General features: G+C 29.1%; 25 protein-coding genes and 1 riboswitch. Of the genes, 22 read left to right on the forward strand and 3 right to left on the reverse strand.

From position 1 onward, the window contains the following. Positions 1–103: 103 nt before the first annotated feature. The 4 genes from ABFX13_RS01005 (at position 104) to buk (ending at position 4889) form a co-directional block, all read left to right on the forward strand. On the forward strand, positions 104–1360 hold the full coding sequence (locus ABFX13_RS01005; protein ID WP_346041210.1) for an aminotransferase class I/II-fold pyridoxal phosphate-dependent enzyme: 1257 nt from the start codon (positions 104–106) through the stop codon (positions 1358–1360). A 63-nt stretch (positions 1361–1423) separates the two neighbouring features. Then, the gene (iorA, locus tag ABFX13_RS01010; RefSeq protein ID WP_346041212.1) at positions 1424–3208 is read left to right on the forward strand and encodes an indolepyruvate ferredoxin oxidoreductase subunit alpha; all 1785 of its coding nucleotides are present in this window, start codon (positions 1424–1426) and stop codon (positions 3206–3208) included. 1 nt (position 3209) lies between these two features. Continuing rightward, complete coding sequence (locus ABFX13_RS01015; protein ID WP_346041214.1) at positions 3210–3788, forward strand: indolepyruvate oxidoreductase subunit beta; 579 nt, start codon at positions 3210–3212, stop codon at positions 3786–3788. Positions 3789–3791: 3 nt separating this feature from the next. Further along, positions 3792–4889 carry a butyrate kinase gene (buk, locus tag ABFX13_RS01020; RefSeq protein WP_346041216.1) on the forward strand — a complete coding sequence of 366 codons (1098 nt, stop codon included), beginning with the start codon at positions 3792–3794 and terminating at the stop codon, positions 4887–4889. Positions 4890–4981: 92 nt separating this feature from the next. Here the strand turns inward: buk and ABFX13_RS01025 are convergent, their stop codons facing one another. Both ABFX13_RS01025 and ABFX13_RS01030 read right to left on the reverse strand, forming a co-directional pair. Beyond that, complete coding sequence (locus tag ABFX13_RS01025) at positions 4982–5287, reverse strand: DUF1540 domain-containing protein (protein WP_346041218.1); 306 nt, start codon at positions 5285–5287, stop codon at positions 4982–4984. Between the two features lie 93 nt (positions 5288–5380). Next, the gene (locus ABFX13_RS01030) at positions 5381–5809 is read right to left on the reverse strand and encodes a hypothetical protein (RefSeq protein WP_346041220.1); all 429 of its coding nucleotides are present in this window, start codon (positions 5807–5809) and stop codon (positions 5381–5383) included. Positions 5810–5987: 178 nt separating this feature from the next. Between ABFX13_RS01030 and ABFX13_RS01035 the strand changes: the two genes are divergently transcribed. Both ABFX13_RS01035 and ABFX13_RS01040 read left to right on the forward strand, forming a co-directional pair. After that, a complete protein-coding gene (locus ABFX13_RS01035; RefSeq protein WP_346041223.1) occupies positions 5988–6989 on the forward strand; it encodes an ion channel in 1002 nt (333 codons plus the stop codon). Between the two features lie 433 nt (positions 6990–7422). Next, the gene (locus ABFX13_RS01040; protein ID WP_346041225.1) at positions 7423–7965 is read left to right on the forward strand and encodes a VanZ family protein; all 543 of its coding nucleotides are present in this window, start codon (positions 7423–7425) and stop codon (positions 7963–7965) included. A gap of 40 nt (positions 7966–8005) precedes the next feature. Here the strand turns inward: ABFX13_RS01040 and yidA are convergent, their stop codons facing one another. Continuing rightward, entirely contained in the window at positions 8006–8815 is an 810-nt protein-coding gene (yidA, locus tag ABFX13_RS01045) for a sugar-phosphatase (RefSeq protein WP_346041227.1), read from the reverse strand. 258 nt (positions 8816–9073) lie between these two features. Here yidA and ABFX13_RS01050 point away from each other — a divergent pair, with 258 nt between their 5' ends. The 16 genes from ABFX13_RS01050 (at position 9074) to ABFX13_RS01125 (ending at position 25030) form a co-directional block, all read left to right on the forward strand. After that, entirely contained in the window at positions 9074–10768 is a 1695-nt protein-coding gene (locus tag ABFX13_RS01050) for a M3 family oligoendopeptidase (RefSeq protein WP_346041229.1), read from the forward strand. 341 nt (positions 10769–11109) lie between these two features. After that, positions 11110–11230: riboswitch (glycine riboswitch) on the forward strand. A 95-nt stretch (positions 11231–11325) separates the two neighbouring features. Then, positions 11326–11697 (forward strand): GrdX family protein, encoded by a 372-nt coding sequence (locus ABFX13_RS01055; RefSeq protein WP_346041231.1) that lies wholly within the window; start codon positions 11326–11328, stop codon positions 11695–11697. Positions 11698–11740: 43 nt separating this feature from the next. Next, positions 11741–12703, forward strand: a complete 963-nt coding sequence (gene trxB, locus ABFX13_RS01060) for a thioredoxin-disulfide reductase (RefSeq protein WP_346041233.1) — start codon at positions 11741–11743, stop codon at positions 12701–12703. A 145-nt stretch (positions 12704–12848) separates the two neighbouring features. After that, positions 12849–13166 (forward strand): thioredoxin TrxA, encoded by a 318-nt coding sequence (trxA, locus tag ABFX13_RS01065; RefSeq protein WP_147543297.1) that lies wholly within the window; start codon positions 12849–12851, stop codon positions 13164–13166. A 66-nt stretch (positions 13167–13232) separates the two neighbouring features. Then, complete coding sequence (locus ABFX13_RS01070; protein ID WP_346041236.1) at positions 13233–14519, forward strand: glycine/sarcosine/betaine reductase component B subunit; 1287 nt, start codon at positions 13233–13235, stop codon at positions 14517–14519. A gap of 66 nt (positions 14520–14585) precedes the next feature. Next, positions 14586–15065: a glycine/sarcosine/betaine reductase complex selenoprotein A gene (gene grdA, locus ABFX13_RS01075; protein WP_346041238.1), complete on the forward strand. Its 480-nt coding sequence runs from the start codon at positions 14586–14588 to the stop codon at positions 15063–15065. A gap of 25 nt (positions 15066–15090) precedes the next feature. Continuing rightward, complete coding sequence (gene grdB, locus ABFX13_RS01080) at positions 15091–16434, forward strand: glycine reductase complex selenoprotein B (RefSeq protein WP_346041241.1); 1344 nt, start codon at positions 15091–15093, stop codon at positions 16432–16434. 180 nt (positions 16435–16614) lie between these two features. After that, entirely contained in the window at positions 16615–18150 is a 1536-nt protein-coding gene (grdC, locus tag ABFX13_RS01085) for a glycine/sarcosine/betaine reductase complex component C subunit beta (RefSeq protein ID WP_346041243.1), read from the forward strand. A gap of 236 nt (positions 18151–18386) precedes the next feature. Beyond that, entirely contained in the window at positions 18387–19535 is a 1149-nt protein-coding gene (grdD, locus tag ABFX13_RS01090; protein ID WP_346041245.1) for a glycine/sarcosine/betaine reductase complex component C subunit alpha, read from the forward strand. Positions 19536–19753: 218 nt separating this feature from the next. Next, positions 19754–20668 (forward strand): LCP family protein, encoded by a 915-nt coding sequence (locus ABFX13_RS01095; protein ID WP_346041247.1) that lies wholly within the window; start codon positions 19754–19756, stop codon positions 20666–20668. A 366-nt stretch (positions 20669–21034) separates the two neighbouring features. Next, positions 21035–21727 (forward strand): YveK family protein, encoded by a 693-nt coding sequence (locus ABFX13_RS01100; RefSeq protein WP_346041249.1) that lies wholly within the window; start codon positions 21035–21037, stop codon positions 21725–21727. Between the two features lie 2 nt (positions 21728–21729). Further along, positions 21730–22449 (forward strand): CpsD/CapB family tyrosine-protein kinase, encoded by a 720-nt coding sequence (locus ABFX13_RS01105; protein WP_346041251.1) that lies wholly within the window; start codon positions 21730–21732, stop codon positions 22447–22449. 81 nt (positions 22450–22530) lie between these two features. Next, the gene (locus tag ABFX13_RS01110; protein WP_346041253.1) at positions 22531–23217 is read left to right on the forward strand and encodes a sugar transferase; all 687 of its coding nucleotides are present in this window, start codon (positions 22531–22533) and stop codon (positions 23215–23217) included. Between the two features lie 23 nt (positions 23218–23240). Beyond that, positions 23241–23699, forward strand: a complete 459-nt coding sequence (pssD, locus tag ABFX13_RS01115) for a PssD/Cps14F family polysaccharide biosynthesis glycosyltransferase (RefSeq protein WP_346041255.1) — start codon at positions 23241–23243, stop codon at positions 23697–23699. Next, positions 23696–24172: a PssE/Cps14G family polysaccharide biosynthesis glycosyltransferase gene (gene pssE, locus ABFX13_RS01120; protein WP_346041257.1), complete on the forward strand. Its 477-nt coding sequence runs from the start codon at positions 23696–23698 to the stop codon at positions 24170–24172. Before pssD ends, pssE begins: the two co-directional genes overlap by 4 nt. Positions 24173–24187: 15 nt before the next feature. Next, positions 24188–25030, forward strand: coding sequence for an ATP-grasp fold amidoligase family protein (locus ABFX13_RS01125; RefSeq protein ID WP_346041259.1), 843 nt, complete (start codon positions 24188–24190; stop codon positions 25028–25030). The last annotated feature ends 13 nt before the right edge of the window (positions 25031–25043 follow it).

A 25043-nucleotide genomic window follows, 5' to 3' on the forward strand; every position in this document is an offset into this window, starting at 1 on the left:
TGATAAAAAATAAGGTATCCATAATTATGGATACCTTATTTTTTATCATTAATTCCTAAAAATATTAATATGTATAAGTATACACATATTTAGGAGGGATTAAATGAATAAGTCAATGGTAGCCAAACATGCTATTTGGACTAAAGAAGAAGATATAATATTTAATTTATCAGAAAGAGCACAAGTTGATGAAAATATATTTGGAAAAGAAAATGTAATAAATTCTACTATAGGAGTACTTATAGATGATGAAGGAAAACTTGTAGCATTAGAATCTGTATATGATGAATATAAAAATTTAGATAATACTTTAATTGCATCATATGCACAGATAGCTGGACAAAAGGATTATATTGAAGCTGTAAAAAAAGCATGTTTTAAAAATCATATGCCCAAAGGACATATAAAAGTAGTAGCTTCTCCAGGTGGAACAGGTTCAATAAAATTGGCAATATTTAATTATACAAATGAAAATGAAAAAATATTAGTACCTAATTGGCATTGGGGACCATATAAGATTATTTCAGAAGAAATAAATAGAGAGCTTATAAATTATGATTTATTCAATGAAAAAGGAAATTTTAATTTTGATTCATTTAAAGATCAATTCTTAAACATATCATATAATCAAGAAAGAGTTTTTACTATATTTAATACACCAGCACATAATCCTACAGGATATACAATAGATGATGAAGAATGGGACAAAATATTAGACCTTTGCAAAAAAGTAGCATTAGAAGATAAAAAGAAAATAATACTATTTATAGATATAGCGTATATAGATTTTTCAGGAGAAGATGGTAAAGATACAAGGAAGTTTTTTGAAAAATTCTCAGATTTACCAGAAAATATATTAATAATTATAGGGTTTAGCATGTCAAAAGGTTATACTGCTTATGGTATGAGAAGTGGAGCTTGTATTTGTGTGTCATCAGATGAAGAAATAGCTGATGAATTTTATTATTCTTGTTCGCATTCAGCAAGAGCAAATTGGTCAAATTGCAATCGAGGGGCTATGGAACTTTTAACATCTATAATAAATGATAAAGAAAAGTTAAAAAAATATGAAGATGAAAAAAATAAATATAAAAATTTATTAAAAGAAAGAGCTAAAGTATTTGTAGACAAAGCTAAAGAGATAAATCTTGATATACTTCCATACAGGGATGGATTTTTTATAAGTATACCATGTGAAAATTCCATGAAAGTATGTGAAAAAGCTATAGAAAGTAAACTTTATACTATTCCGCTTAAAATGGGAATAAGATTTGCAATATGTGCTGTAAGTAAAGAGAAATGTGAAAAAGCACCTAAAATAATAAAAGAAGCAATAGATTTTGTAAGTAAAAAGAATTAATTTATATAAAACTTAAATTAAAAATTTAAATAGATTTAATAAATTACATATAGGGGGATGAATATGAAATTATTAATGACTGGGAATGAGGCTATAGCTAGAGGAGCTTATGAAGCAGGAGTTAAATATGCATCTGCATATCCAGGAACTCCAAGTACTGAAATATTAGAAAATATAGCTATGTATAAAGATAGTATACTAGCTGAATGGGCTCCTAACGAAAAGGTAGCACTAGAAGCTAGCATAGGTGGTTCTATAGCAGGAGCTAGAACACTTGCTTGCATGAAGCATGTTGGAGTAAATGTAGCAGCAGATCCATTATTTACATTTGCATATACAGGGGTTAATGGAGGTATGATACTAATTTCAGCAGATGAACCAGGAATGCACTCATCTCAGAATGAACAAGATAATAGAAATTATGCTAAATTTGCTAAAATAGGATTATTTGAGCCATCAACTAGTCAAGAAGCTAAGGATATGATAAAAGAGGCTTATAATGTTAGTGAAAAGTATGACACACCGATATTATATAGAGTAACCACTAGGTTATGTCATTCTAAAGGGATAGTTAATTGTGTTGATAGGGAAGAAGTAAAAATTAAAGATTATGTGAAAGATGTGAAAAAAAGAGTTACAGTTCCTGCACATGCAAGAAATTTAAGAATAGAAGTAGAAAAAAGATTAGATAAATTAAAAGAATATTCAAATACTACAGAACTTAATTTTATGGAAATAAATAATAATGAAATTGGTATAATATCAAGCGGTGTCTGTTATACATATGCAAAAGAAGTATTTAAAGATAATGCATCTTATTTGAAACTTGGATTTACAAATCCTATGCCAGATAAAAAAATAAAAGAATTTGCTAATAAGGTAAAAAAGATTTATGTCATAGAAGAAAATGATAAATTCATAGAAGATCAAGTAAAAGCAATGGGAATAGATGTAATAGGAAAAGATATATTTCCATATACAGGAGAAATTACTCCAGGTTTAATAAGAAAAGCTATTTTAAATGAAAATAAAGAAATTATAAAATACAATGAAGATTTAGTTGTAGGAAGACCACCAACACTATGTTCAGGATGTCCTCATAGAGGATTTTTCTATGAGATAGGTAAAAGAAAAAATGTAATGATATCAGGGGATATAGGGTGTTATTCATTAGGGTTTGCACCTCCTTATAATGCGTTAGATTCTATAGTATGTATGGGAGCTAGCTTAAGCGTAGGACATGGAGCACAACAAGTATTTAACATGAAGGAAAATAATAATATGAGAGTTGTTGGAGTTTTGGGAGATTCAACATTTTTTCATACAGGTATAAATTCACTTATAGACATAGCTTATAATAAGAGTAATACTATATCTGTAATATTAGATAATAGAATAACTGGAATGACAGGACATCAACAAAATCCAGGAACAGGATATACTTTACAGGGCAAAGAAGTTGAAGAAATTGATATAGAAAAATTAGTTTTAGCTTGTGGAATAAAAAATGTTAAAACTATAGATCCAAATAATTTAGAACAAGTTAATAAAACTTTAGATTGGGCATTAAAACTTAATGAACCTTCAGTTATTATAACTAGATGGCCTTGTGTACTTAAAAAATTATCTACAAAAGATAAAAAAGAATTTGAAGGAGTGTTCAAAGAAAAATGTGACGTAGATAAAAAGTTATGTATAGGATGTAAGTTGTGCATAAAATCGGGATGTCCATCTATATCTTTTGATAAAGAAATTAAAAAAGCTGTTATAGATAAAACTAGTTGTGTAGGTTGTGAAGTTTGTTCACAAATATGTCCCAAGCAAGCTATATATAAGGGGGATAAATAAAATGACAAATAGTATACTTTTAGTTGGAGTTGGAGGGCAAGGAACTATACTTGCTAGCAAGCTTTTAACAATAGGACTTATGGAAGCTGGATATGATGTTAAAATGAGTGAAATACATGGTATGAGTCAAAGAGGTGGTTCAGTATCTTCACAAGTTAGATATGGAGATAAAGTTTACTCTCCTGTTATAGAAATTGGAGGAGCTGATATATTAGTTTCGTTTGAAAAAATGGAAGCTTTAAGATGGTTAAAGTATCTTAAACCAGGTGGAAAAGTAATAGTTAACGATTATAAAATAAATTCTATGCCAATAATTACAGGAAAAGCTAATTATTTGGAAGATGAAATAAATGAAGAATTAAAAAGAGTTGGTGCAAGATTAGTAGATGCATCAAATGATGCAATAAAGCTAGGCAATCCTAAAACTATGAATATAATATTGCTTGGAAGTTTAGTTAAGTCTATGAATCTTGAAAATATTGACTGGAACAAAATTATAAGTGATAATGTAAAAAAGGAGTTTATAGACATAAATATAAAAGCATTTGAGGTGGGAATGAATTTAGTAAAAGGGGAGTAGTTTATGGGGTATAAAATATTAGCAATAAATCCAGGCTCAACATCTACTAAAATTGCAGTATATGAAGATGAGGGATTAGTTTTTTCAAAAAGTATAAATCATAGTGCAAATGAATTAGAAAGTTATAAAAATATAACCGATCAATTTGAAATGAGAAAAGAAAAAGTTTTAAATGTTCTCTGGGAAAATGATTTCAATATATGCGATTTAGATGCCATAGTAGGTAGAGGGGGAATATTGCCTCCAGTTAAATCAGGGGCTTATTTAATTAATGAAGTTATGGTAGATAGATTAAAAAATAGAGCTATTGTTGAACATGCATCTAACTTAGGAGCACTTATAGCTTATGAAATTTCAAAAGAATTAAATATAAATGCATATATATATGATAGTGTTTCAGTTGATGAATTAACTGATGTCGCTAGAGTATTAGGATTTCCAGAGATAGAAAGAACATGTTTAAGTCATGCACTTAATTCACGAGCTATGGCTATTAAATTTGCAAAAAATAATAAAAAAGATTACAAAGATATGAATTTAATAGTTGCACATTTAGGTGGAGGAATAACAATTGCTGCACATGAAAAAGGTAAAATGGTAGATGTAGTTTCTGATGATGAAGGGCCATTTTCTCCTGAAAGAAGTGGTAAAATACCTGTAAAAAAAGTTGTTGATATGTGTTATAGCGAAAAATATACACATAAAGAAATGCTAAGAAAAATTAGGGGAAAAGGTGGTATAGTAGGCCACTTAAATACTGTAGATATTAGAAAAGTAGAAAATATGATTGAAAATAATGATGAAAAAGCAAAATTAATATATAGTGCGCTTATTTATCAAATTGCTAAAGGAATAGGAGAATTAGCTACAGTTTTAGAAGGAAATGTAGATGCTATAATTTTGACAGGTGGAATAGCTTATTCTAAAAAGTTGACTAAAGAGTTATCTAATAAAATTAAATTTATAGCTCCTGTAAATATACTTGCAGGAGAAAATGAGTTAGAGGCACTTGCTTATGGAGCTCTTAGAATATTAAGAGGGGAAGAAAATTACAGACAATATGAAGAAAAAGAATTATTAGAAAGTTATAGTGTAAATTAATTTTAAAAAGGTATCTTAAATATATTAACAGATAGGAAAATAATATCTGATAGTATGATTTTAAGATACCTTTTTTGTAGATGTATAAGTTTCTATTTGCTTACAAAAGTTTCACAAGAAGCATCATTCATGTTTATATGAATAGCTTCAGCTTTACAAGCACCACTATGATTATGTTTACAATTAGTAGCTGCACATGATATAGAACTTGTTTGTGCAATACTAGATGATTGTTCACTATTAGTAAATGAACTAGATTCTCTATCTTGGTAAGTTGCACAAATTGTTTCACTAGTAGTATCAGCCTTACTTCCATCAACTTTTATTCCAGATGCATAACATCCTCCACTATTGTTATAAGTACAAGTTGTAGCTGAACAAGTTATAGGATTTGACATATTAAATACCTCCAAAATAATAAATTCATAGTCATTAATGACTATGAATTTATTATTTGATTATTTTAAAAAAATATTAGCAATATATAAAAATTAATTATTTAAACAATTTTCACAAAGTATATTAACATCATTATATGTTTCTCTTCCAAGATATTTATTTATATGATAAACATTTAAATTTTCACTACATCCACATTTTGAACACTGATTATTATGATATACTAAAGCTTTTTCTTTGAAAATTTGCCAATGTAAAGATTTTAAGTAAGAATCATAATCAGCTCTAAGATTAGACTCTAAAAATTTAATATAAATAGCATCTAAATCTGAAGTATTAAGATTTGTATTTTCAGGATCAAAATTTTCACACAAGTCTGCGTTTAAAGGTGTATCATTTGAAATTATACATTTTATATTATATGTGAAATCTTTATTAGGACCTTCTAGAGAAAGATGCTTGCAATATGAACAACATTTTTTCGGTAGTTTTTCTTCTAAATTTTTTATCTTAGTATTCATAAATATATCCTCCAATATTAATATGGTTATTTGTACAAGTATATTAATAAAATTAGGAGATTATGATAAAAACTTATTTGAATTAATTTATTTCAAAGGAATATTTAATATTAAAACTGAATAATTAATACATTAGCAAAATAAAATTAATTAAAAAAATATTTATTTGGAGAAGATTATGAAATCTATTGATTTTAACAAATTAAGAAAAAATATTAATGTTCATATTGATAAACAATTAGTAAATAAATCTAGAAGAGAAGAAAATAGTTTAAAAGCAATTAAAAGTTACATATCTTTTGACGTAGATAAGAATTTAAATGTAGTAAAAGATTTAAATCTTAATAATATAAAATTTAAAAATATTAACTTTGAAAGTATTGAATTTAAAAATTGCAGTTTTGAAAATAATATCTTTATAAATTGTAAATTTAATAAATTAAGTTTTATTAATTGCAATATGCAACATGCAATATTTAAAGATTTAAATATTGTAAAATTAACTACAGACTATAGTATTTTAAAAAAAAGTATAATATCAAAGTGCAATATAAATAAAATGATGGTTAAAGACTGTGATCTTAAATCTTTTAAATTTATTGAATCTAATATTAATTATTTTGAATTTGATGATAGTTTAGTAAGTCGATTTAATGAAGAAACTTTTTTTGATAAGTCAGGTTTCAAAAATCAAGAAAATAGTTATAAATTTTTTAGAGATATAGCTTACAAATTTCAGCAAAATAACTTATTAAATCATTATGGAGAGTATTTTTATATATACAAAAATATAGAACGAAATACTTTAAAAGGGCTAAGTAAATTTAAATCTATTGCTTTTTGGTTAATATGTGGTTATGGAGAAAGACCTACTTATGCTCTTATAACTTCATTAGAATTAATATTTATATTTACTATTTTATACTTGGCATTTGGGCTTAGTTTGGAAAATGAAATTATATCATATACACAAATATATTTAGAAAATAAGCCACTTACTTTAGCGATAAATGATTTTATAAGAGCATTTCATTTTAGTATAGTAACTTTTACTACAGTAGGGTATGGAGATGTAACGCCAATAGGACATAGTATATTATTATCTGGAGTAGAAATGTTTTTGGGGGTTACTATGGTTGGAATTTGGACAGCCACTTTAGCTAGAAAAATAAATAGGTAATAAATTTGCTGGATTTATAGATACATGACCTACATGGGATGCTAATAAAAAATAAGTGAGAAGCTAAGTTATATCAAGTATAAAAAGATTTTTCTTATATGAAAAATATAAAATTATAACAAAAGAAACTTTAATTATAAATAAAAGAAAAAATACAATAGACCGTCAGATGGAGTATCATAAGTTTTATAATATCAAGTCTACTACAAAATCTAATAAGTTCTCAAAAATTTCAATACAATAATTTTTATAGAGAGAAAGGTCCATGAAAAACATAATTATAAAAACAGTAATTAAATAAAATATTATATATATGAAAAAGTGGGTAATTATTGAAATATTACATTAAGTACCATTTTTATTACAATAAATTAACTACTACTATAGAAATATATAGTGTATACTTAGTCTAATAAAGAAAGGTGATGATAGAATGAAAAAGCTATTATGTTTAATGCTAGTAGTTTTAACTATGGGAACTATGTATTATTTTTCTAGCCAAAAAGGTGATGTATCTACGGTTCAATCAGATACAGCAGTTAGCGTCATAGATCAGATAAGAAATGAAGTTACACTAAAAGATCATAGATTAATAAGTATTAAAGAAAAAGTATTTAATGTACTTAAACAATATGGTAGTAAGGGGTACATAGTAAGAAAGTTAGCACATTTTAGTATATATGCTTGTATAGGAGCTTCTATAAGTTTATTTATATATGTTCTTAGTAAAAGAATATATATATCTAGTGTAGTGGCTATGATAGCAAGTATTTCATATGCATATTATGATGAGATGCGACAATTATCTGTAGCAGGAAGATCTGGAAACATGAAAGATGTCTTAATTGATTCTACTGGAGCTTTAACTGGAGTTTTGATATTACTTATTATAATAGTTGTTTTTAAAGGAATAAGAGGATTTTTAAATTTTTTATTTAAAAAGAACAAAGATGAGGAATATAAAGAAAATGTATAAAAAAGGACCTTTAAAGGGTCCTTTTTAATTACTTTTATCTTTATAATATAAAGTCAGTTATAACTTTGGCAACACCATGATTATTATTAGTCTCAGTAACATGATTTGCAATTTCTTTTATACTATCTCTAGCATTACCCATTGCAACACCGAGTCCTGCAAAATCTATCATATGTCTATCATTTTCTTCATCTCCAACAGCTATAACTTCTGATGGATTAATACCTAATTTATCGCATAAAGCTTTAAGACCTGAACCTTTATTAACTTTCTTATTTAAAAATTCTAAGAAAAATGGAGCAGAACGAACTATTGTATACTTATCATGAAACTCTTTTGGAATTTTTGGTATTATATCTTCTATAATCTCTGGCTCGTCAACAAGCATAATTTTACAGAAAGTTATATCAGAGTTTATTTCAGATTCATCCATAGAGATTACTGGTATATTATTAAGTTTAGATTCATGAACACTATACTTAGGGACTTCAGCATAAGGAATAACTAAAGAATCTGGAGTGTTTATATGAATTTTTATATCGTGTTTTTTAGCTAATTCATTATATATATAATCGAAATCTTCATGGCTCATTTCTATATTAGAAATAACATCTTGAGAAGTAATTTCTTGAACAAGACCTCCATTAAAAGTAACCACATAATTTTCTTCATCATTTAATTTTAATTCTTTTAATAAAGATTGAACTCCAGGAAGAGGTCTTCCTGTAGATAAAACAACCTTAACACCTTTTTCTTTAGCTTTTTGTATTGCATTAAATACTTCATCAGTAACTTTTTTCTCACTATTAAGCAAAGTACCGTCTATGTCTAAAGCGATTAGTTTATACATTAAATTCCTCCCAATATACTATTTTGATTTGCTAAATACAGTTTATATTATATAGAAAATTATATCAATAGTTATAAATGGAGATATTCATAAATTAAGGTTTATAGCTCAATTGACTTTGAATTACTACTATAGTAAAGTAGGGATTGAAAGATATATAGAAAAAATTTACAATAATGAAGCTATTATTTTATTAGAAATTACATAAGATAATAATTATTAATATATGTAATTAATTTTAAAGATAGGAGTGATAAAATGAAGTTCAGTGAATTTAAATATGAAAGACCTGATTATAGCAGGATAAGAATACAATTTGAAGATTTAGTAAAAGCCATGGAAAATAGTAAAAGCTATGAAGAATTAAAGAAAAATATTGATGAAATAAATAAATTAAGAAACCATATAGAGAGTATGGCTACTTTAGTATCTATAAGATACAGTATAAATACAGCAGATGAATTTTATGAAAAAGAAAAAGAATATTGGGATGAAAACGGACCTCACTATGAAGAATTAAATTCTTTATTTTATAAGCAGATAGTAAACTCTAAGTTTAAAGAGGAACTTACTAAAGATTTAGGGAAGCAATTTATGTCAATAGCAGATTATTCTCTACAAGCATTTTCAAAAGAAATAATAAGTGAGTTACAAGAAGAAAACAAGCTTGCATCTGAATATACTAAACTTTTAGCATCAGCTAAGATTCCTTTTGATGGAGAAGAAAGAAACCTTTCAGGACTTGGACCATATATGACATCTCAATTTAGAGATGAAAGAGAAAAAGCATCTAAAGCATATTATGGATATTTTGAAGAAAATGAAGAAAGATTTGATGAAATATTTGATAAATTAGTTAAGCTAAGACATAAGATGGCTAAAAAATTAGGTTTTGATAATTTTGTGCAATTAGGCTATATAAGAATGTTAAGAACTGATTACAATTCAGAAATGGTAGCTAAGTTTAGAAAACAAGTAAGTGATTACATAGTACCTGTTGCATCTAAGCTATATGATAGACAAAAACAAAGATTAGGACTTCAACAGCTTAGATACTTTGATGAAAACTTTGAGTTTAATAGTGGAAATGCAAAACCTAAGGGAGATTCTCAGTTTATAATGAATAATGGTAGATTAATGTATTCTGAGTTATCAAAAGAAACTGATGAGTTCTTTAAGTATATGCTTGAACATGAATTAATGGATTTAGAAACTAAAAAAGGTAAAGGTGCTGGAGGATATTGTACTTATATACCAGATTATAAAGCTCCATTTATATTTTCAAATTTCAACTCAACAGCAGATGATATAGATGTATTAACTCATGAAGCTGGACATGCTTTCCAAGTTTATATGTCTAGATGGATAGAAATACCTGATATAAATTTCCCAACATATGAAAGTTGTGAAATACATTCTATGAGTATGGAATTTATAACTTGGCCTTGGATGGAACTATTCTTTAAAGAAGATACTGATAAATACAAATTCACTCATTTAGGTAGTGCTATTAAGTTTATACCTTATGGAGTTTTAGTAGATGAATTCCAACATATAATATATGAAAATCCTAATATGACCAAAGAAGAAAGAAAGCTTGTATGGAGAGATTTAGAAAATAAATATCAACCACACAAAAACTATGAAGGTAATGATCTTCTTGAAAGAGGTGGATGGTGGTTTAAGCAAGGACATATATTTAAAAACCCATTCTATTATATAGATTATACTCTTGCTCAAATATGTGCTTTACAATTCTGGAAAAAGATGAGAGAAGATAGAAAGTCAGGTTGGCAAGATTATTTAAATATATGTAAAATTGGTGGAACTAAATCTTTCTTAGATATAGTAAAAGAAGCTAATTTAATATCTCCATTTGAAGAAGGCTGTGTAAGTAGTGTTATAGGAACTATAAATGAATATCTTGAATCTATAGATGATAAAAACTTATAAAAATATTCAAGAATTAAAAGACCTATATTTAGAACTTATGATATGGTATAAGAAAACAAATTTTAAATTAAAAATAAAAATTAGAAAAGTAGGAATATTTATAAAAATATAGAATAAATATAAGTCGTAAGGATGAATTAAATTGTATACAAAAAAACATGGATAATAGCTATTTCAAAGAATTGAGCAATATCAATACTTTGACAAAAAAAGGACAATTAAAACAAAAAAACTTAAAAAAATATTTAAAAAACTGTTGTATATATTTACCAACGTAGATATAATGTAATTAAGAAATACAAAGCAACAAAGGGGTTAGACAAAACTGAAAATCAAACCGTTTGAAGGTTAAGGGAGACAACTTCTAATATGGGGATATTAGAGGTGACCGAAGGGACAAACTTAAATTTATCCCAAAAAAATTTAAGTGAAATTCTCAGGTAAAAGGACTTTAACTGGACGGATCTCTGAAAAGTAATTTGACAGGGAACTAAGTGGGGACTTAGTTTCCTGTTTTTTAGTTTAACAAAAGAAACTTTGAAAGTGAGTGTAGACCTATGTTAATAATCACTAATAATCCTATGGTTGAGGAAAACGTTAAAGATGAAGAGGTTTTAATGTTAGATAAAGACTATATAGGAACACTAAAACATTGCAGAGATTTAGTTCATGAGGGGTATGAGCTATTATCACATCCGCTTTATGGGAGCGTAAAACCCAATGAGACACCATATCGTACAGTCATAATGAAAAAGGGGAAATCTTTAGACACAAATTCATTAACTTTAATTGAAGATGCAATAGAAACAGCACAAAAATTTAAAAACAACAAAGCTACTCCTTTATGGACTGAAAGAGTTTTAGACGATTTCAGAGTAATAGATTTTGATATAATGAGAAATACAATTCAAAGAATGCAATATGCATAAACTTTGATGTATATATATTAATAAAAACAGGGGGTCGTAGGTTATGGAAAATTTATATGACATAGTCATAATAGGTTGTGGACCTGCAGGTCTTGCAGCTGGCCTTTACGGTGCAAGAGCTAAAATGAAGACTTTAATACTTGAAAAAGGTAAAACAGGTGGTCAAATAGTTATAACTCATGAAGTTGCTAACTACCCAGGTTCTATAGAAAATGCTACTGGACCAAGTTTAATAGCAAGAATGGTAGAACAATGCAAAGAGTTTGGAGCTGAAATAGTTAGAGATGCTATAGTTGATACTGAATTAGATGGTGATATAAAAGTATTAAAAGGTGAAAAAGGTGAGTACAGAGCTAAGGCTGTTATAATAGCTACTGGAGCTACTCCTAAGAAATTAGGATGCCCTGGAGAAAAAGAGTTAACAGGTAAAGGAGTTTCTTACTGTGCTACATGTGATGCTGACTTCTTCGAAGACTTTGAAGTATTCGTAGTTGGTGGAGGAGACAGTGCAATAGAAGAAGCACTATACTTAACTAAATTTGCTAGAAAAGTTACTATAGTACATAGAAGACAAGGATTTAGATGTGCTAAATCTATAGAAGAAAAAGCTAGAGCTAATGATAAGATAGAATTCTTATTAGATACAGTAATAGAAGAAATAAAAGGTGATGGATTAGTTGAATCTGTAGTATTTAAAAATACTCAAACTGGTGAAACTAATGAATACTTCGCTGATGAAGAAGATGGAACAATGGGAATATTCATATTTGTAGGATTTGATTCTCAAACTGAACTATTCAAAGGTAAAGTAGACATGGATGAGCGTGGATACATAAAAACTGATGATAATATGCTTACAAATATACCAGGTGTATTTGCAGCAGGGGATTGTAGAGTAAAATCTTTAAGACAAGTTGTTACAGCTACTGCTGATGGGGCTATAGCTGCTGTTACAGCTGAAAAATATATAGAAGCAAATTTTGAAGAAGAAGTTACTAATTGCTAAGGTACTTTTACTAAGGTTATCGGGGGATGATGTTTAGGTAAAGCTTAGACATTACTTAGGACGGTACTTTAAAAAATTATAATAGCTAATAATATATTTAAAAAATATATTAAAATATATAAAATCCAATAAGGGGGATTTAGAAATGATAGCATTAGAAAAAAACACATTCGATCCAGAAGTTTTAGAAGCTGAAGGGTTAGTTTTAGTTGATTTCTGGAGTCAAGGTTGTGAACCTTGTAAAGCATTACTTCCTGATATAGAAAGATTTGCAGAAATGTATGGGGAAAATATAAAATTCTGTAAATTTGATACTACTAAAGCAAGAAGAGTTGCTATAAGAGAGAAGGTTTTAGGTCTTCCAACTATAGCTATATACAAAGATGGGGCTAAAATAGACGAAGTAACTAAGGATGATGCAACAGTTGCTAATATAGAAGCTATGATAAAGAAGTACTTATAAGAAATTAATGGGGGATATATTTCCCCGTTAAAATAAATTAAGTTCAAAAAATTAGGGGGTGCCAATATGCGTCTTGAGTTAGGGAAAATCTTTATAAAAGATGTACAATTTGGAGCAGTAACAGAAGTTAAAGATTCAGTATTATACATCAACAAAGAAGAGATGTTAAATGTAATTGGTGGAGATGAGCATATAAAATCAATAGATTTAGATATAGTTCGTCCAGGAGAAAGTGTTAGAATAATACCAGTTAAAGACGTTATAGAACCGAGAGTCAAAGTTGAAGGTAAGGGTGGAATATTCCCAGGTGTTATATCTAAAGTAGACACTGTTGGAGAAGGTAGAACTCACGCACTTAAAAATGTTGGAGTTGTTACAACTGGTAAAATAGTTGGTTTCCAAGAAGGTATAATAGATATGACTGGTCCTGGAGCTGAATATACTCCATTTTCTAAGTTAAACAACGTAGTTGTTATAGCTGAACCAGTAGATGGATTAAAGCAACATGAACATGAAAAGGCTGTTAGAATGATAGGATTTAAAGCTGCTACTTACTTAGGACAAGTTGCTAAAGATTTAACTCCAGATGAAGTAGTAACTTATGAAACTAAGCCACTACTTGAGTCAATAGCTGAGTATCCAGAACTTCCAAAAGTAGGATATGTATATATGCTTCAAACTCAAGGATTATTACATGATACATATGTATATGGAGTTGACGCTAAGCAAATAGTACCAACTTTATTATATCCAACTGAATTAATGGATGGAGCAATAGTAAGTGGTAACTGTGTTTCTGCTTGTGACAAAAACCCAAGTTATGTACACATGAATAACTCAGTAGTTGAAGACTTATATGCTCAACATGGAAAAGAAATAAACTTTGTAGGTGTTATTATAACTAATGAAAACGTATACTTAGCAGATAAAGAGAGATCTTCTAACTGGACTGCTAAATTATGTAAGCAATTAGGACTAGATGCTGTTATAGTATCTCAAGAAGGTTTCGGTAACCCAGATACTGACCTTATAATGAACTGCAAGAAAATTGAAGGTCAAGGTGTAAAAACTGTTATAGTTACTGATGAGTATGCTGGTAGAGATGGAGCTTCTCAATCATTAGCAGATGCAGATGCTAAAGCAGATGCTGTTGTAACAGGAGGAAACGCTAATCAAGTTGTTGTATTACCTAAGATGGATAGAGTAATAGGACATGTTGAGGTTGCTGATGTAATAGCTGGTGGATCTGCTGGATCTTTAAAAGAAGATGGATCTATAGTAGCTGAGATACAAGTTATAACTGGAGCTACTAATGAAACAGGATTTGGATTCTTAACTGCTAAAGGATATTAATTTAGGAATAACTTTAAAATTAAAGTTGAATATAAAATAAAAATATAAAGGAAAAGGAGAATTATTATGAGCGTATTAACTAATAAGAAAATCATAATAATAGGTGACCGTGATGGTATTCCGGGACCTGCTATAGAAGAGTGTGTAAACACTGTAGAAAATACTGAGATAGTTTTTGCTTCAACAGAATGTTTTGTCTGAACTGCTGCTGGGGCTATGGACTTAGAAAACCAAAACAGAGTTAAAGAAGCTACTGATAAATTCGGTGCTGAAAATGTTGTGGTTTTACTAGGTGCTGCTGAAGCCGAAGCTGCAGGTCTTGCAGCTGAAACAGTAACTGCTGGAGATCCAACTTTCGCTGGACCACTTGCTGGTGTTGAGTTAGGATTAGCTGTTTATCATGTTGTTGAACCAGAAGTAAAAGAATTATTTGATGAGTCAGTTTATGAAGATCAAATAAGTATGATGGAAATGGTTCTTGAAGTTGATGAAATAGTAGAAGAAATGAACAGTATAAGAGGTCAATTCTGTAAATATAATGCCTAATCAAATCAAAAGGGGTTGAGATAAGATGGAAAAGATAAGAGTAGTTCATTATGTAAACCAATTCTTTGCAGGAATTGGTGGAGAAGAAAAAGCTGATACAAAACCACATATAGCTGAAAAATTACCTCCAATAAGTGCACAATTAAACAAGTTATTAGGGGATGAAATCGAGATAGTTGGAACAGTAGTTTGTGGGGACAGCTACTTTGGAGAAAATATGGAGTCTGCTAGCCAAGAAGTTTTAGAAATGGTTAAAAGCTTCAATCCACAATTATTTATAGCTGGTCCAGCGTTCAATGCAGGTAGATACGGGGTTGCTGCAGGAACAATAACAAAGTTTGTAAAAGACGAGTTAAATATACCAGCTTTAACAGGAATGTATGTTGAAAACCCAGGAGCAGATATGTTCAAAAAAGAACTTTATATAATAGAGACTGCTGACTCTGCTGCTGGTATGAGAAAGGCTCTTCCAAAAATAGCAGCATTAGCTAAGAAGTTAGCTAAAGGTGAAGAAATAGGATCTCCAGCTGAAGAAGGTTATATACAAAGAGGAATAAGAGTTAACTACTTCGCTAAAGAAAGAGGTTCTAAGAGAGCTGTAGATATGTTATTAAAGAAAATAAAAGGTGAAGAGTTTGTAACTGAATATCCAATGCCTAACTTTGATAGAGTAGATCCAAACCCAGCTGTAAAAGATTTAGCTAATGCAAAGATAGCTTTAGTTACTTCTGGAGGTATAGTTCCTAAAGGAAACCCAGATAGAATAGAGTCATCTTCTGCTTCTAAGTACGGTGAGTACAGTATAGCAGGTGTTATGGACTTAACTGAAGACACTTATGAAACTGCTCATGGTGGATTCGACCCAGTTTATTGTAACCTAGATGCGGATAGAGTTTTACCAGTAGATGTTTTAAGAGACTTAGAAGCTGAAGGAGCTATAGGATCTTTACATGAGTTATTCTACTCAACTACAGGTAACGGAACTGCTGTTGCAAGTTCTAAGAAGTATGCTGCTGAGTTTGCTCAAAAATTAAAAGATGCAGGCGTAGATGCAGTAATATTAACTTCTACTTGAGGTACTTGTACTCGTTGCGGTGCAACGATGGTAAAAGAGATAGAAAGAGCAGGACTTCCTGTTGTTCATATCTGTACAGTAGTACCTATATCTTTAACAGTTGGAGCTAACAGAATAGTTCCTGCTATAGCTATACCTCATCCTCTTGGAAATCCTAAGTTAGATCCAGCTGAGGAAAAAGCTTTAAGAAGAAAATTAGTTGAAAAAGCTTTAGTTGCTTTAACTACTGAAGTTGACGGTCAAACAGTATTTGAAGAAGATATAACTTTAAAAGATATATCTGCAAAAGCTTAATTTAAACTTTTTATATAAGTAAATAAAAAATTAAATAGATGGGTATTTTTACCCATCTATTTTTTAGATATTATAAGTAAAATTAATAATGTAATGAATCTAATATTGTAGGTTTTAGCAACGAGGCTATTATTTAGTCCGTTGAAAAAATAATACATATATACATTGGGGGTAAATAATATGACATTTCCAGTTTTAAAAGGGGCAAGCTACATCTTAGTTCACACACCAGATATGATAGTTCAAAATGGTACTACTTGTGCTGTTGAAAGAGAAACACATCCAGATTCAGAATTTTTAAAAGAAGTAAAAAACCATATAAGAGGATATGAAGAAGTTGTAAACTATATACCAAACCAAGTTTACATAGGAAACAATAGACCAGAAGAATTAAGAGAAATAGCTCTTCCTTGGTGCGAACACAAAATGGAAGGTACTAGACAAGGAAAACTTGGGGAAATAATGCCTCAAGACGAATTTTTATTAATGATGCAAATATGTGATGCTTTTGACTTAGTTAAATTAAAAGAAGATTTTGTTAATAATATAAAACCTAATTTCGAAAATAATTACCCAGAACTAGCTCCATTCTTTGGAAAGGTTAAGGGAGATAATATAGATGATGCAAAAGAATTAATAGCTGATCACCATGCTGAAGGATTATACCATGATGGTGAATTAGTTGGATATGTAAAAAGAGCTCATGATGTTGATGTTAACTTAAATGCTCATACAATGTTTGAAAACTTAGTTGTTAAATCTTCAGGAGTTGTTGCAGCTATACAATTAATTAGAAAGAATAATATAAACCCATTAGATATAGATTATGTTATAGAATGTTCAGAAGAGGCTTGTGGAGATATGAACCAAAGAGGTGGAGGTAACTTTGCTAAGTCTATAGCTGAAATGGCTGGGCTTCAAAATGCTTCTGGTTCTGATACAAGAGGATTCTGTGCTGGACCTACTCATGCTTTAATAAATGCTGCTGCACTTGTTAAATCAGGAGTTTATAAAAATGTTATGGTAGTTGCAGGTGGAGCTAGTGCTAAACTTGGAATGAATGCTAAAGACCATGTTAAAAAAGGTCTTCCAGTTTTAGAAGACGTTGTTGGAGGATTCGCTATATTAGTTTCTGAAAACGATGGTATAAACCCAATAATAAGAACTGACTTAACAGGAAAACACAGTGTTGGAACAGGATCTTCTCCACAAGCTGTTATGACTGCTTTAATAACTACAGGTCTTGATAGAGCTAATTTAAAAATAACTGATGTTGATGTTTACTCAGTTGAAATGCAAAATCCAGATATAACTAAGCCAGCTGGAGCAGGAGATGTTCCAGAAGCTAACTACAAAATGATAGGTGCTCTTGCTGTTAAGCGTGGAGACTTAGAGAAAAAAGAATTAAAGAACTTCGTAAGTGAAAGAGGAATACCAGGATGGGCTCCAACTCAAGGTCATATACCATCAGGAGTTCCATATATAGGATTCTGTATAGATGATTTAACTAATGGTGATAAAAATAGAGCTATGATAGTAGGTAAAGGAAGTTTATTCTTAGGTAGAATGACTAACTTATTCGATGGTGTTTCTTTCATAGTAGAAAGAAACCAAGGTGTAGAAGAAGAAGCTGCTGCTATTTCTAAAGAGGAAATAAAGAAAATAATAGCAGAATCAATGAGAAAATTAGCTCAAGATATGTTAATAGAAGAATAATAAATTTGACTGAGTATAGATAAAAAGTAGAGCGTATCGCTTGCAAGGTGTGGGGTTGGTAATATAGACTTGAAATTTAAAGTACTGCAGGCTTTAAAAAAGTTAATATGACCAAAGCCAATCCTTACAAGCGATAAGGCCTTACGGTAAAAAATTATTTATGCTATCAGTTAATAATACTTCTTCTTTATTAAATTAGATTTATTTAAAAAATTCACTTTGAGAGGGGAATTGTTATGCCTAAGAAGATTATTGCTGATACTTTTCTTGATATAGCTAATGCTATTGAAAGCGGCGAATTCGGTAAAAAAGTAAGAGTTGGTTTGACTACTTTAGGTAGTGAACATGGAACTGAAAACTTAGTAAAAGGTGCTCATTTAGCTAAGTCAAATTTATTTGATATAGTGTTAATAGGGCCTAAGGTTGATACTGACTTAGATGTTGTTGAAGTTAATGATGAAAGTGAAATGCATTCTAAAATGGAAGAGTTATTAGACTCTGGTTACATTGATGCTTGTGTTACTATGCATTATAACTTCCCTATAGGAGTATCTACTGTTGGTAGAGTTTTAACTCCAGGTAGAGGTAAAGAAATGATTCTTGCTACTACTACTGGTACTAGTGCTACTCACAGAATAGAAGCTATGGTTAGAAATGCAGTTTATGGAATATCTACTGCTAAATCTATAGGAATAAAAAATCCTACTGTAGGTATATTAAATGTTGACGGTGCTAGACAAGTTGAAAAGGCACTAAAAGATTTACAAGCTAATGGATACGATATAAGTTTTGCTGAATCAGTTAGAGCTGACGGTGGTTGTGTAATGAGAGGTAATGATTTATTATGTGGGGCTCCGGATGTTATGGTTACTGATACTTTAAGCGGAAATATATTTATGAAAGTATTCTCTTCATTTACTACTGGTGGAGACTATGAAGCTAATGGATTTGGATATGGTCCTGGTGTAGGTGAAGATTACGATAGAAAGATATTAATATTATCAAGAGCATCTGGTTCTCCAGTTGTTGCTAATGCACTTAGATATGCTTATGATGTTGTTAAAGGTGACGTTACTAAAGTATCTAAGGAAGAATTTAAATCAGTTAAAAATGCAAAATACGATGATATAATAGCTGCGTTAACTAAGAAAGAAGTTAAAAAAGATGATGAGGAAGAAGTAAAAATACCAGAAAAAGAGGTAGTTACTCATCAAATATCTGGTATAGATATAATGGACTTAGAAGACGCTGTTAAAGTTTTATGGAAAAACGGTATATATGCAGAAAGTGGTATGGGATGTACGGGTCCTATAGTACTTGTTGCTGACGGAAAAGGTGAAGCGTGTGTTAAGATGCTTTTAGATGCAGGTTATACTGCAAAATAAGTAGAAATGAATCCTTGCCATGGAAAAAATAAAAGACTGGGTTGATGATGCTTTTGGTAATGGTAATATGTATATTTTAATTAATACGTATTATCATCACTTTCGGCTATCAATAACTCAGTCTTTTTTTAGGGATAATATTAAACTAAAATAAGTATCTAGCTATATTTATATGTGTTAAAATATAGTTAGTAAAAAATAAAAAATGGAGGGAATATATGAGTGCTTTAAAAAAGGTAGTTATTGGGTTAATAGTTTTTATAGTAGTAGTACCGCTTGTAGTTTTTGGATATTTCTATTTTAAACTTAACTCAATGTATGATAAAGATACTGCCAAAGACATAAAACAAAAAATCCAAAAAGTAGAAGAAAAGAATGGAATAACTAATATTTTATTAGCTGGAGTAGATGGTAACAACCTTGAAAAAGGAAATAGATCAGATTCTATGATGATACTTACTATAGATGATAAAAATAATGATATAAGAATTACATCATTAGCTAGAGATACATATGTAGATATTCCAGGTTATGGAGAGCAAAAATTAACTCATGCTTATGCTTATGGAGGACCTGCACTTTTACTTCAAACTATAGATAAAAATTTCAAAATAAAAATTGATAAATATGCAGCTGTTAGTTTTGATTCTTTTGAAAAAATAATAGATACTATAGGTGGTGTAGAAATAGATGTGCTACCGAAAGAAGTAAGCCACATACCAGGAATTGATGGACCAGGTAAACAAAATTTAAACGGAGCAGAAGCTCTAGCTTATAGCAGAATAAGATATGCAGATGATGCTTATCATAGAGATAATAGACAAAGAACTGTACTTCAAGCAGCTTATAATAAATTAGCAAAAACATCTAGTGGAGATTTAATTGAATTAGGAAACAATATAATTGGTTACACTAAAACAAATATGCCTCCAATGGAAATATTTAAGCTAGCAACTAAGGTATTAAAAATGAATAGTACTAATTTTGCTCAACTTGAATTCCCACTTGATGGCCATAGAGATGGAAAAACTATTAGTAAAGAAAAAGGTTGGGTGATTATTTGGGATAAAGAATATAATAACGAACAATTACATAAATTTATCTATGATTATAAGAGTTTTGAAAATAAATAGAAAATTCAAAAATTACCCATTTTGGGTAATTTTTTGTTTATAAAAATATAAAAATATCATTAACAGTATACAAAGACAGATTGATGATATATAGAGTATTATAGGATTTAGTTTAGTTAGAAGATTTGGAGATAATAAAAAACTATATAATTATTATAAAAATAATAATTATACGCAAAAATAGTAAAGAATACAAAGAAAATGTCGATAATGGAAATTGATATCTAAAAATATAATTATACAACACTACAAAATATTTTCTATGAGAATATCGTGGAGATTATAAGGAAAATTATGTGAATCTATAGTGAGAAGATAATAATTTACCTAAAAATAAAAAATGTAAAGAAAAAAATGGAGGATAAAATGGAAGAAAGTATTGATTTAAGAGAGTATTTTCAAATTATCAAAAAAAGGTCTTGGATAATTGTAGTAATAACTATAGTGGCAATGATATTAAGTGGAGCAATAAGTTTTTTTATATTAAGTCCAGTATATGAATCAAATACAACATTAATAGTTAATACAGAGCAAAATAAAAAGGCAGAATTTATAACAGGAGATCAACTTACAGTTACTCAAAAATTAACACTAACTTATGGAGAAATAATAAAATCTAGAGCAGTATTAGACTCTGTTATAGATAAGTTAGATTTAAATTTAGATTATGAAAATCTAAGCAAAATGATATCTGTATCTCCAGTTAAGGACACACAAATTATATCAATAACAGTTCAAGATAAAGATGCTGAACAAGCAATGGATATAGCTAATGCTATACCAAGGGTATTCACAAAAGAAGTAAAAAGAATAACTAAAGCAAATAGTGTTGAAGTGATAGATAAGGCTGTTGAACCAGAAAAACCAATAAAGCCTAGAAAAGCTTTAAACATAGTGATAGCAGCATTTTTAGGATTTATAATAGGGTTATTTGCAGCATTCATACTTGATTATATGGATAACAAAGTAAAAACTCCACAAGATATAGAAAAATATACAGGATTGCCAATACTTGGAGTTATACCTAATGAAAAGATGGAAAAGAAAGGTGGTAGATAATTATGTTAAGCAGACTAATAACAAAGAGAAATCCGAAATCACCTATCTCAGAAGCATATAGAACTGTAAGAACTAATATAGAGTTTTCAAATTTAGATAAAGAAATAAAGACAATTGTTGTAACAAGTTCTCAGCAAAACGAAGGTAAAAGTACAGTAATAGCAAACTTAGCTGTTAGTTTTGCAGGAATGGAAGATAAAAAGGTGTTAGTGGTAGAAGGAGACTTAAGAAATCCTACAGTACACAGAATGTTTAACGTAAGTAACTCTCATGGTATTGCAGAAATATTAACAGGTCAAAAAAGTTTTGATGAATGTGTAAATCAAACAGAAGTCTCAGGACTTAGTGTTATTACATGTGGTAAAATACCTCCAAATCCATCAGAGATGTTAGCTTCAAGAAAAATGAAATCATTTATAGAATCACTAAGAGATTACTATGATTATATATTTATAGATGCACCGCCAATAGGAATTATAACAGATGCAGGAATAATATCTACTTATGCAGATGGGACTATGTTAGTAGTTGCGTCAAATGAAGTAGACATTGAAATGTTAAAAATAGCAAAAGAAAGATTAGACAAAGTAAATGCAAATATATTAGGTGTTGTACTTAATAAATTTGAAGATTCCAATGGTTCACATGGATACTACAATTACTATTATGAAGGTGAATCATCTCAATGTAGATCGAAAAAAAAATCAAAAAGAAATAAATAACAAGACAAAATAAATAAACGTATATGTGCTAAGTATATTCACTTAGCACACATTATAAAACAGGTCAAAGGAGGTAATTTTATGCAAGATAGTAGCACTGATCTTAATTTTTGCGAGACTCTCGTTAGAGAAGAATTGATGGGACTAAGCAATAATGTGAGAAAAAGTTATTTAGTTGTCAAAAGAATTATAGACATTATAGGATCATCAATAGGAATAATACTTTTACTACCTGTATTTATAATAGTATCAATACTTATAAAATTAGAAGATCCAAAAGGTAAAATATTCTTTGGACAAGAAAGATGTGGTCAATATAGTAAAACATTTAAAATGCTAAAATTCAGATCTATGGTATACAATGCAGAAGAACTATTAAATGAACTTCAGCACTTAAACGAACAAACTGGACCGGTTTTTAAAATTAAAGATGATCCAAGGATAACAAAAATTGGGAAATTCATACGTAAAACAAGTATAGATGAGTTGCCACAATTATTTAATATACTTAAAGGAGAAATGAGTTTAGTTGGACCTAGACCACCTATTCCAAGAGAAGTAGCACAGTATAATGATTATCAATTACGAAGATTAGCTGTTAAACCTGGACTAACTTGTTATTGGCAAGTAGGAGGAAGAAATAGTATAGACTTTGATGAATGGGTAGAACTAGATTTAAAATATATACAAGAAAGAAGTACTTGGGTTGATATAAAGTTAATACTCAAGACATTTTTTGTATTATTTGGAGATGATAATGCATCATAAAAAATAAGAATTAAGGTGATTATATGAAAAAAGTATGCTTTATAGCATCAAGTGGAGGTCATTTTGAACAAATAATGATGCTAAAACCACTAATGCAAAAACATGATAGCTTTGTTGTGACAGAGAAAACTAATTACTCAGTATCAAACGAAGATATACCATTTTATTATTTAAAACAAGTCAATAGACACGAAATAAAATTTATATATTATATGATTATAAACAGTATAAAGACACTAAAGATATTTTTAAAAGAAAAACCAGATATAGTTATATCTACAGGAGCTTTAGCTACAATACCTATGTGCTTACTTGCAAAAATTTTTAAAAAGAAACTTATATTTATAGAATCTTTTGCAAAGATAACATCTCCAACACTTACTGGGAAACTAATATATAAATTTGCAGATCAATTTTATATTCAATGGGAAGAATTGAGAAAAATATACCCAGAAGCAATATATAAGGGGGGAATATATTGATATTTGTAACAGTAGGATCACAAAAGTTTCAATTTAACAGGTTATTAGAAGAACTAGACAACTTAGTTGAAAAAAAGATTATAACAAAAGAAGTATTTGCTCAAACAGGATATAGTGACTATAAACCTAAAAATTATAAATATAAAAATTTCTTAGATAGAGAAGAGTTTAGCAATATTATGGAAAGTTGTGATACAGTTATAACTCATGGTGGAACAGGAGCTATAATAGGAGCAGTAAAAAAAGGTAAAAAAACAATAGCAATACCTAGATTAAAAGAATTTCAAGAACATGTAGATGATCATCAGATACAAATAGTAGAACAATTTAATGATTTGAAATTTGTACAAGGTATATATGATATAAAAGAATTAAACGATGCAATAAAAAATGTTCAAAAAATAGAAGTAAAACAATATATTTCAAATACACAAACAATAATAGATAGTATTGAAGAGTTTTTACAAAAATAATTGAGAGGAAATCTTATGAAAAGTTTAAGAAAGTTAGGTATGTTTTTACCTACAAAAACAGTTTTATATATAGATTATGGTAGAAGTTATAAAAAAATATTAAATTTAAAAAATCCTAAGTATTTTGGTGAAAAAATCCAATGGGCAAAATTAAATGGAAATCTAGAAAGATTTGGGAAGTATGTTGACAAATATGAAGTAAGAAAATTTGTAGAAAAAATATTAGGACCTGGATATTTGCCTACATTACATGGAGTTTATGATAGTCCAAATGAAATAGATTTTAATAAGTTGCCACAACAATTTGTTTTAAAAATGACAAATGGAACAGGCGGAAATATAATATGCAAAGATAAAAACAAGTTGGATATAGAAAATACAATTAAAAAATTAACAGCTTGGCAAAAAGAAAAATTTTATAAGTATACAAAAGAAAATCAATATAAAAATATAAAATCAAGAATTATATGTGAAGAGTATTTAGAGGATGAAACTGGAAGTTTAAGAGATTATAAGTTTCATTGTTCAAAACAAAAAGTGCATATGATTGAAGTACATACAGATAGATTTACAAACCATAAAGAAAATTACTATGATCCAGATTGGAATGACCTAGATGTAATTTGTAAATTAGGAAGAGTAGACAATATAGATAAGCCAATAAACTTAGAAGAAATGAAAGAAGCTGCAATAAAATTATCTACAGGATTACCATATGTGAGAGTTGACTTTTATTCTGTTAACAACCAAATATACTTTGGAGAATTAACATTTACACCTGCAAATGGAACAGACCCTATGTACCCTCTAGAAGAAGATATTAAAATGGCAAAAATAATAGATCTTTCAGAATATTAAACAAAGGAGGCAA

Origin of the sequence: Paraclostridium tenue (genome assembly GCF_039521565.1) — a bacterium.
Taxonomy (GTDB): Bacteria; Bacillota; Clostridia; order Peptostreptococcales; family Peptostreptococcaceae; genus Paraclostridium; species Paraclostridium tenue.

Bases quoted from the DNA above. Each gene is read 5' to 3' on its own strand.
- ABFX13_RS01005 (WP_346041210.1), top strand. From the start codon at position 104: ATGAATAAGTCAATGGTAGCCAAACATGCTATTTGGACTAAAGAAGAA.
- iorA (WP_346041212.1), top strand. From the start codon at position 1,424: ATGAAATTATTAATGACTGGGAATGAGGCTATAGCTAGAGGAGCTTAT.
- ABFX13_RS01015 (WP_346041214.1), top strand. From the start codon at position 3,210: ATGACAAATAGTATACTTTTAGTTGGAGTTGGAGGGCAAGGAACTATA.
- buk (WP_346041216.1), top strand. From the start codon at position 3,792: ATGGGGTATAAAATATTAGCAATAAATCCAGGCTCAACATCTACTAAA.
- ABFX13_RS01025 (WP_346041218.1), bottom strand. From the start codon at position 5,287: ATGTCAAATCCTATAACTTGTTCAGCTACAACTTGTACTTATAACAAT.
- ABFX13_RS01030 (WP_346041220.1), bottom strand. From the start codon at position 5,809: ATGAATACTAAGATAAAAAATTTAGAAGAAAAACTACCGAAAAAATGT.
- ABFX13_RS01035 (WP_346041223.1), top strand. From the start codon at position 5,988: ATGAAATCTATTGATTTTAACAAATTAAGAAAAAATATTAATGTTCAT.
- ABFX13_RS01040 (WP_346041225.1), top strand. From the start codon at position 7,423: ATGAAAAAGCTATTATGTTTAATGCTAGTAGTTTTAACTATGGGAACT.
- yidA (WP_346041227.1), bottom strand. From the start codon at position 8,815: ATGTATAAACTAATCGCTTTAGACATAGACGGTACTTTGCTTAATAGT.
- ABFX13_RS01050 (WP_346041229.1), top strand. From the start codon at position 9,074: ATGAAGTTCAGTGAATTTAAATATGAAAGACCTGATTATAGCAGGATA.
- ABFX13_RS01055 (WP_346041231.1), top strand. From the start codon at position 11,326: ATGTTAATAATCACTAATAATCCTATGGTTGAGGAAAACGTTAAAGAT.
- trxB (WP_346041233.1), top strand. From the start codon at position 11,741: ATGGAAAATTTATATGACATAGTCATAATAGGTTGTGGACCTGCAGGT.
- trxA (WP_147543297.1), top strand. From the start codon at position 12,849: ATGATAGCATTAGAAAAAAACACATTCGATCCAGAAGTTTTAGAAGCT.
- ABFX13_RS01070 (WP_346041236.1), top strand. From the start codon at position 13,233: ATGCGTCTTGAGTTAGGGAAAATCTTTATAAAAGATGTACAATTTGGA.
- grdC (WP_346041243.1), top strand. From the start codon at position 16,615: ATGACATTTCCAGTTTTAAAAGGGGCAAGCTACATCTTAGTTCACACA.
- grdD (WP_346041245.1), top strand. From the start codon at position 18,387: ATGCCTAAGAAGATTATTGCTGATACTTTTCTTGATATAGCTAATGCT.
- ABFX13_RS01095 (WP_346041247.1), top strand. From the start codon at position 19,754: ATGAGTGCTTTAAAAAAGGTAGTTATTGGGTTAATAGTTTTTATAGTA.
- ABFX13_RS01100 (WP_346041249.1), top strand. From the start codon at position 21,035: ATGGAAGAAAGTATTGATTTAAGAGAGTATTTTCAAATTATCAAAAAA.
- ABFX13_RS01105 (WP_346041251.1), top strand. From the start codon at position 21,730: ATGTTAAGCAGACTAATAACAAAGAGAAATCCGAAATCACCTATCTCA.
- ABFX13_RS01110 (WP_346041253.1), top strand. From the start codon at position 22,531: ATGCAAGATAGTAGCACTGATCTTAATTTTTGCGAGACTCTCGTTAGA.
- pssD (WP_346041255.1), top strand. From the start codon at position 23,241: ATGAAAAAAGTATGCTTTATAGCATCAAGTGGAGGTCATTTTGAACAA.
- ABFX13_RS01125 (WP_346041259.1), top strand. From the start codon at position 24,188: ATGAAAAGTTTAAGAAAGTTAGGTATGTTTTTACCTACAAAAACAGTT.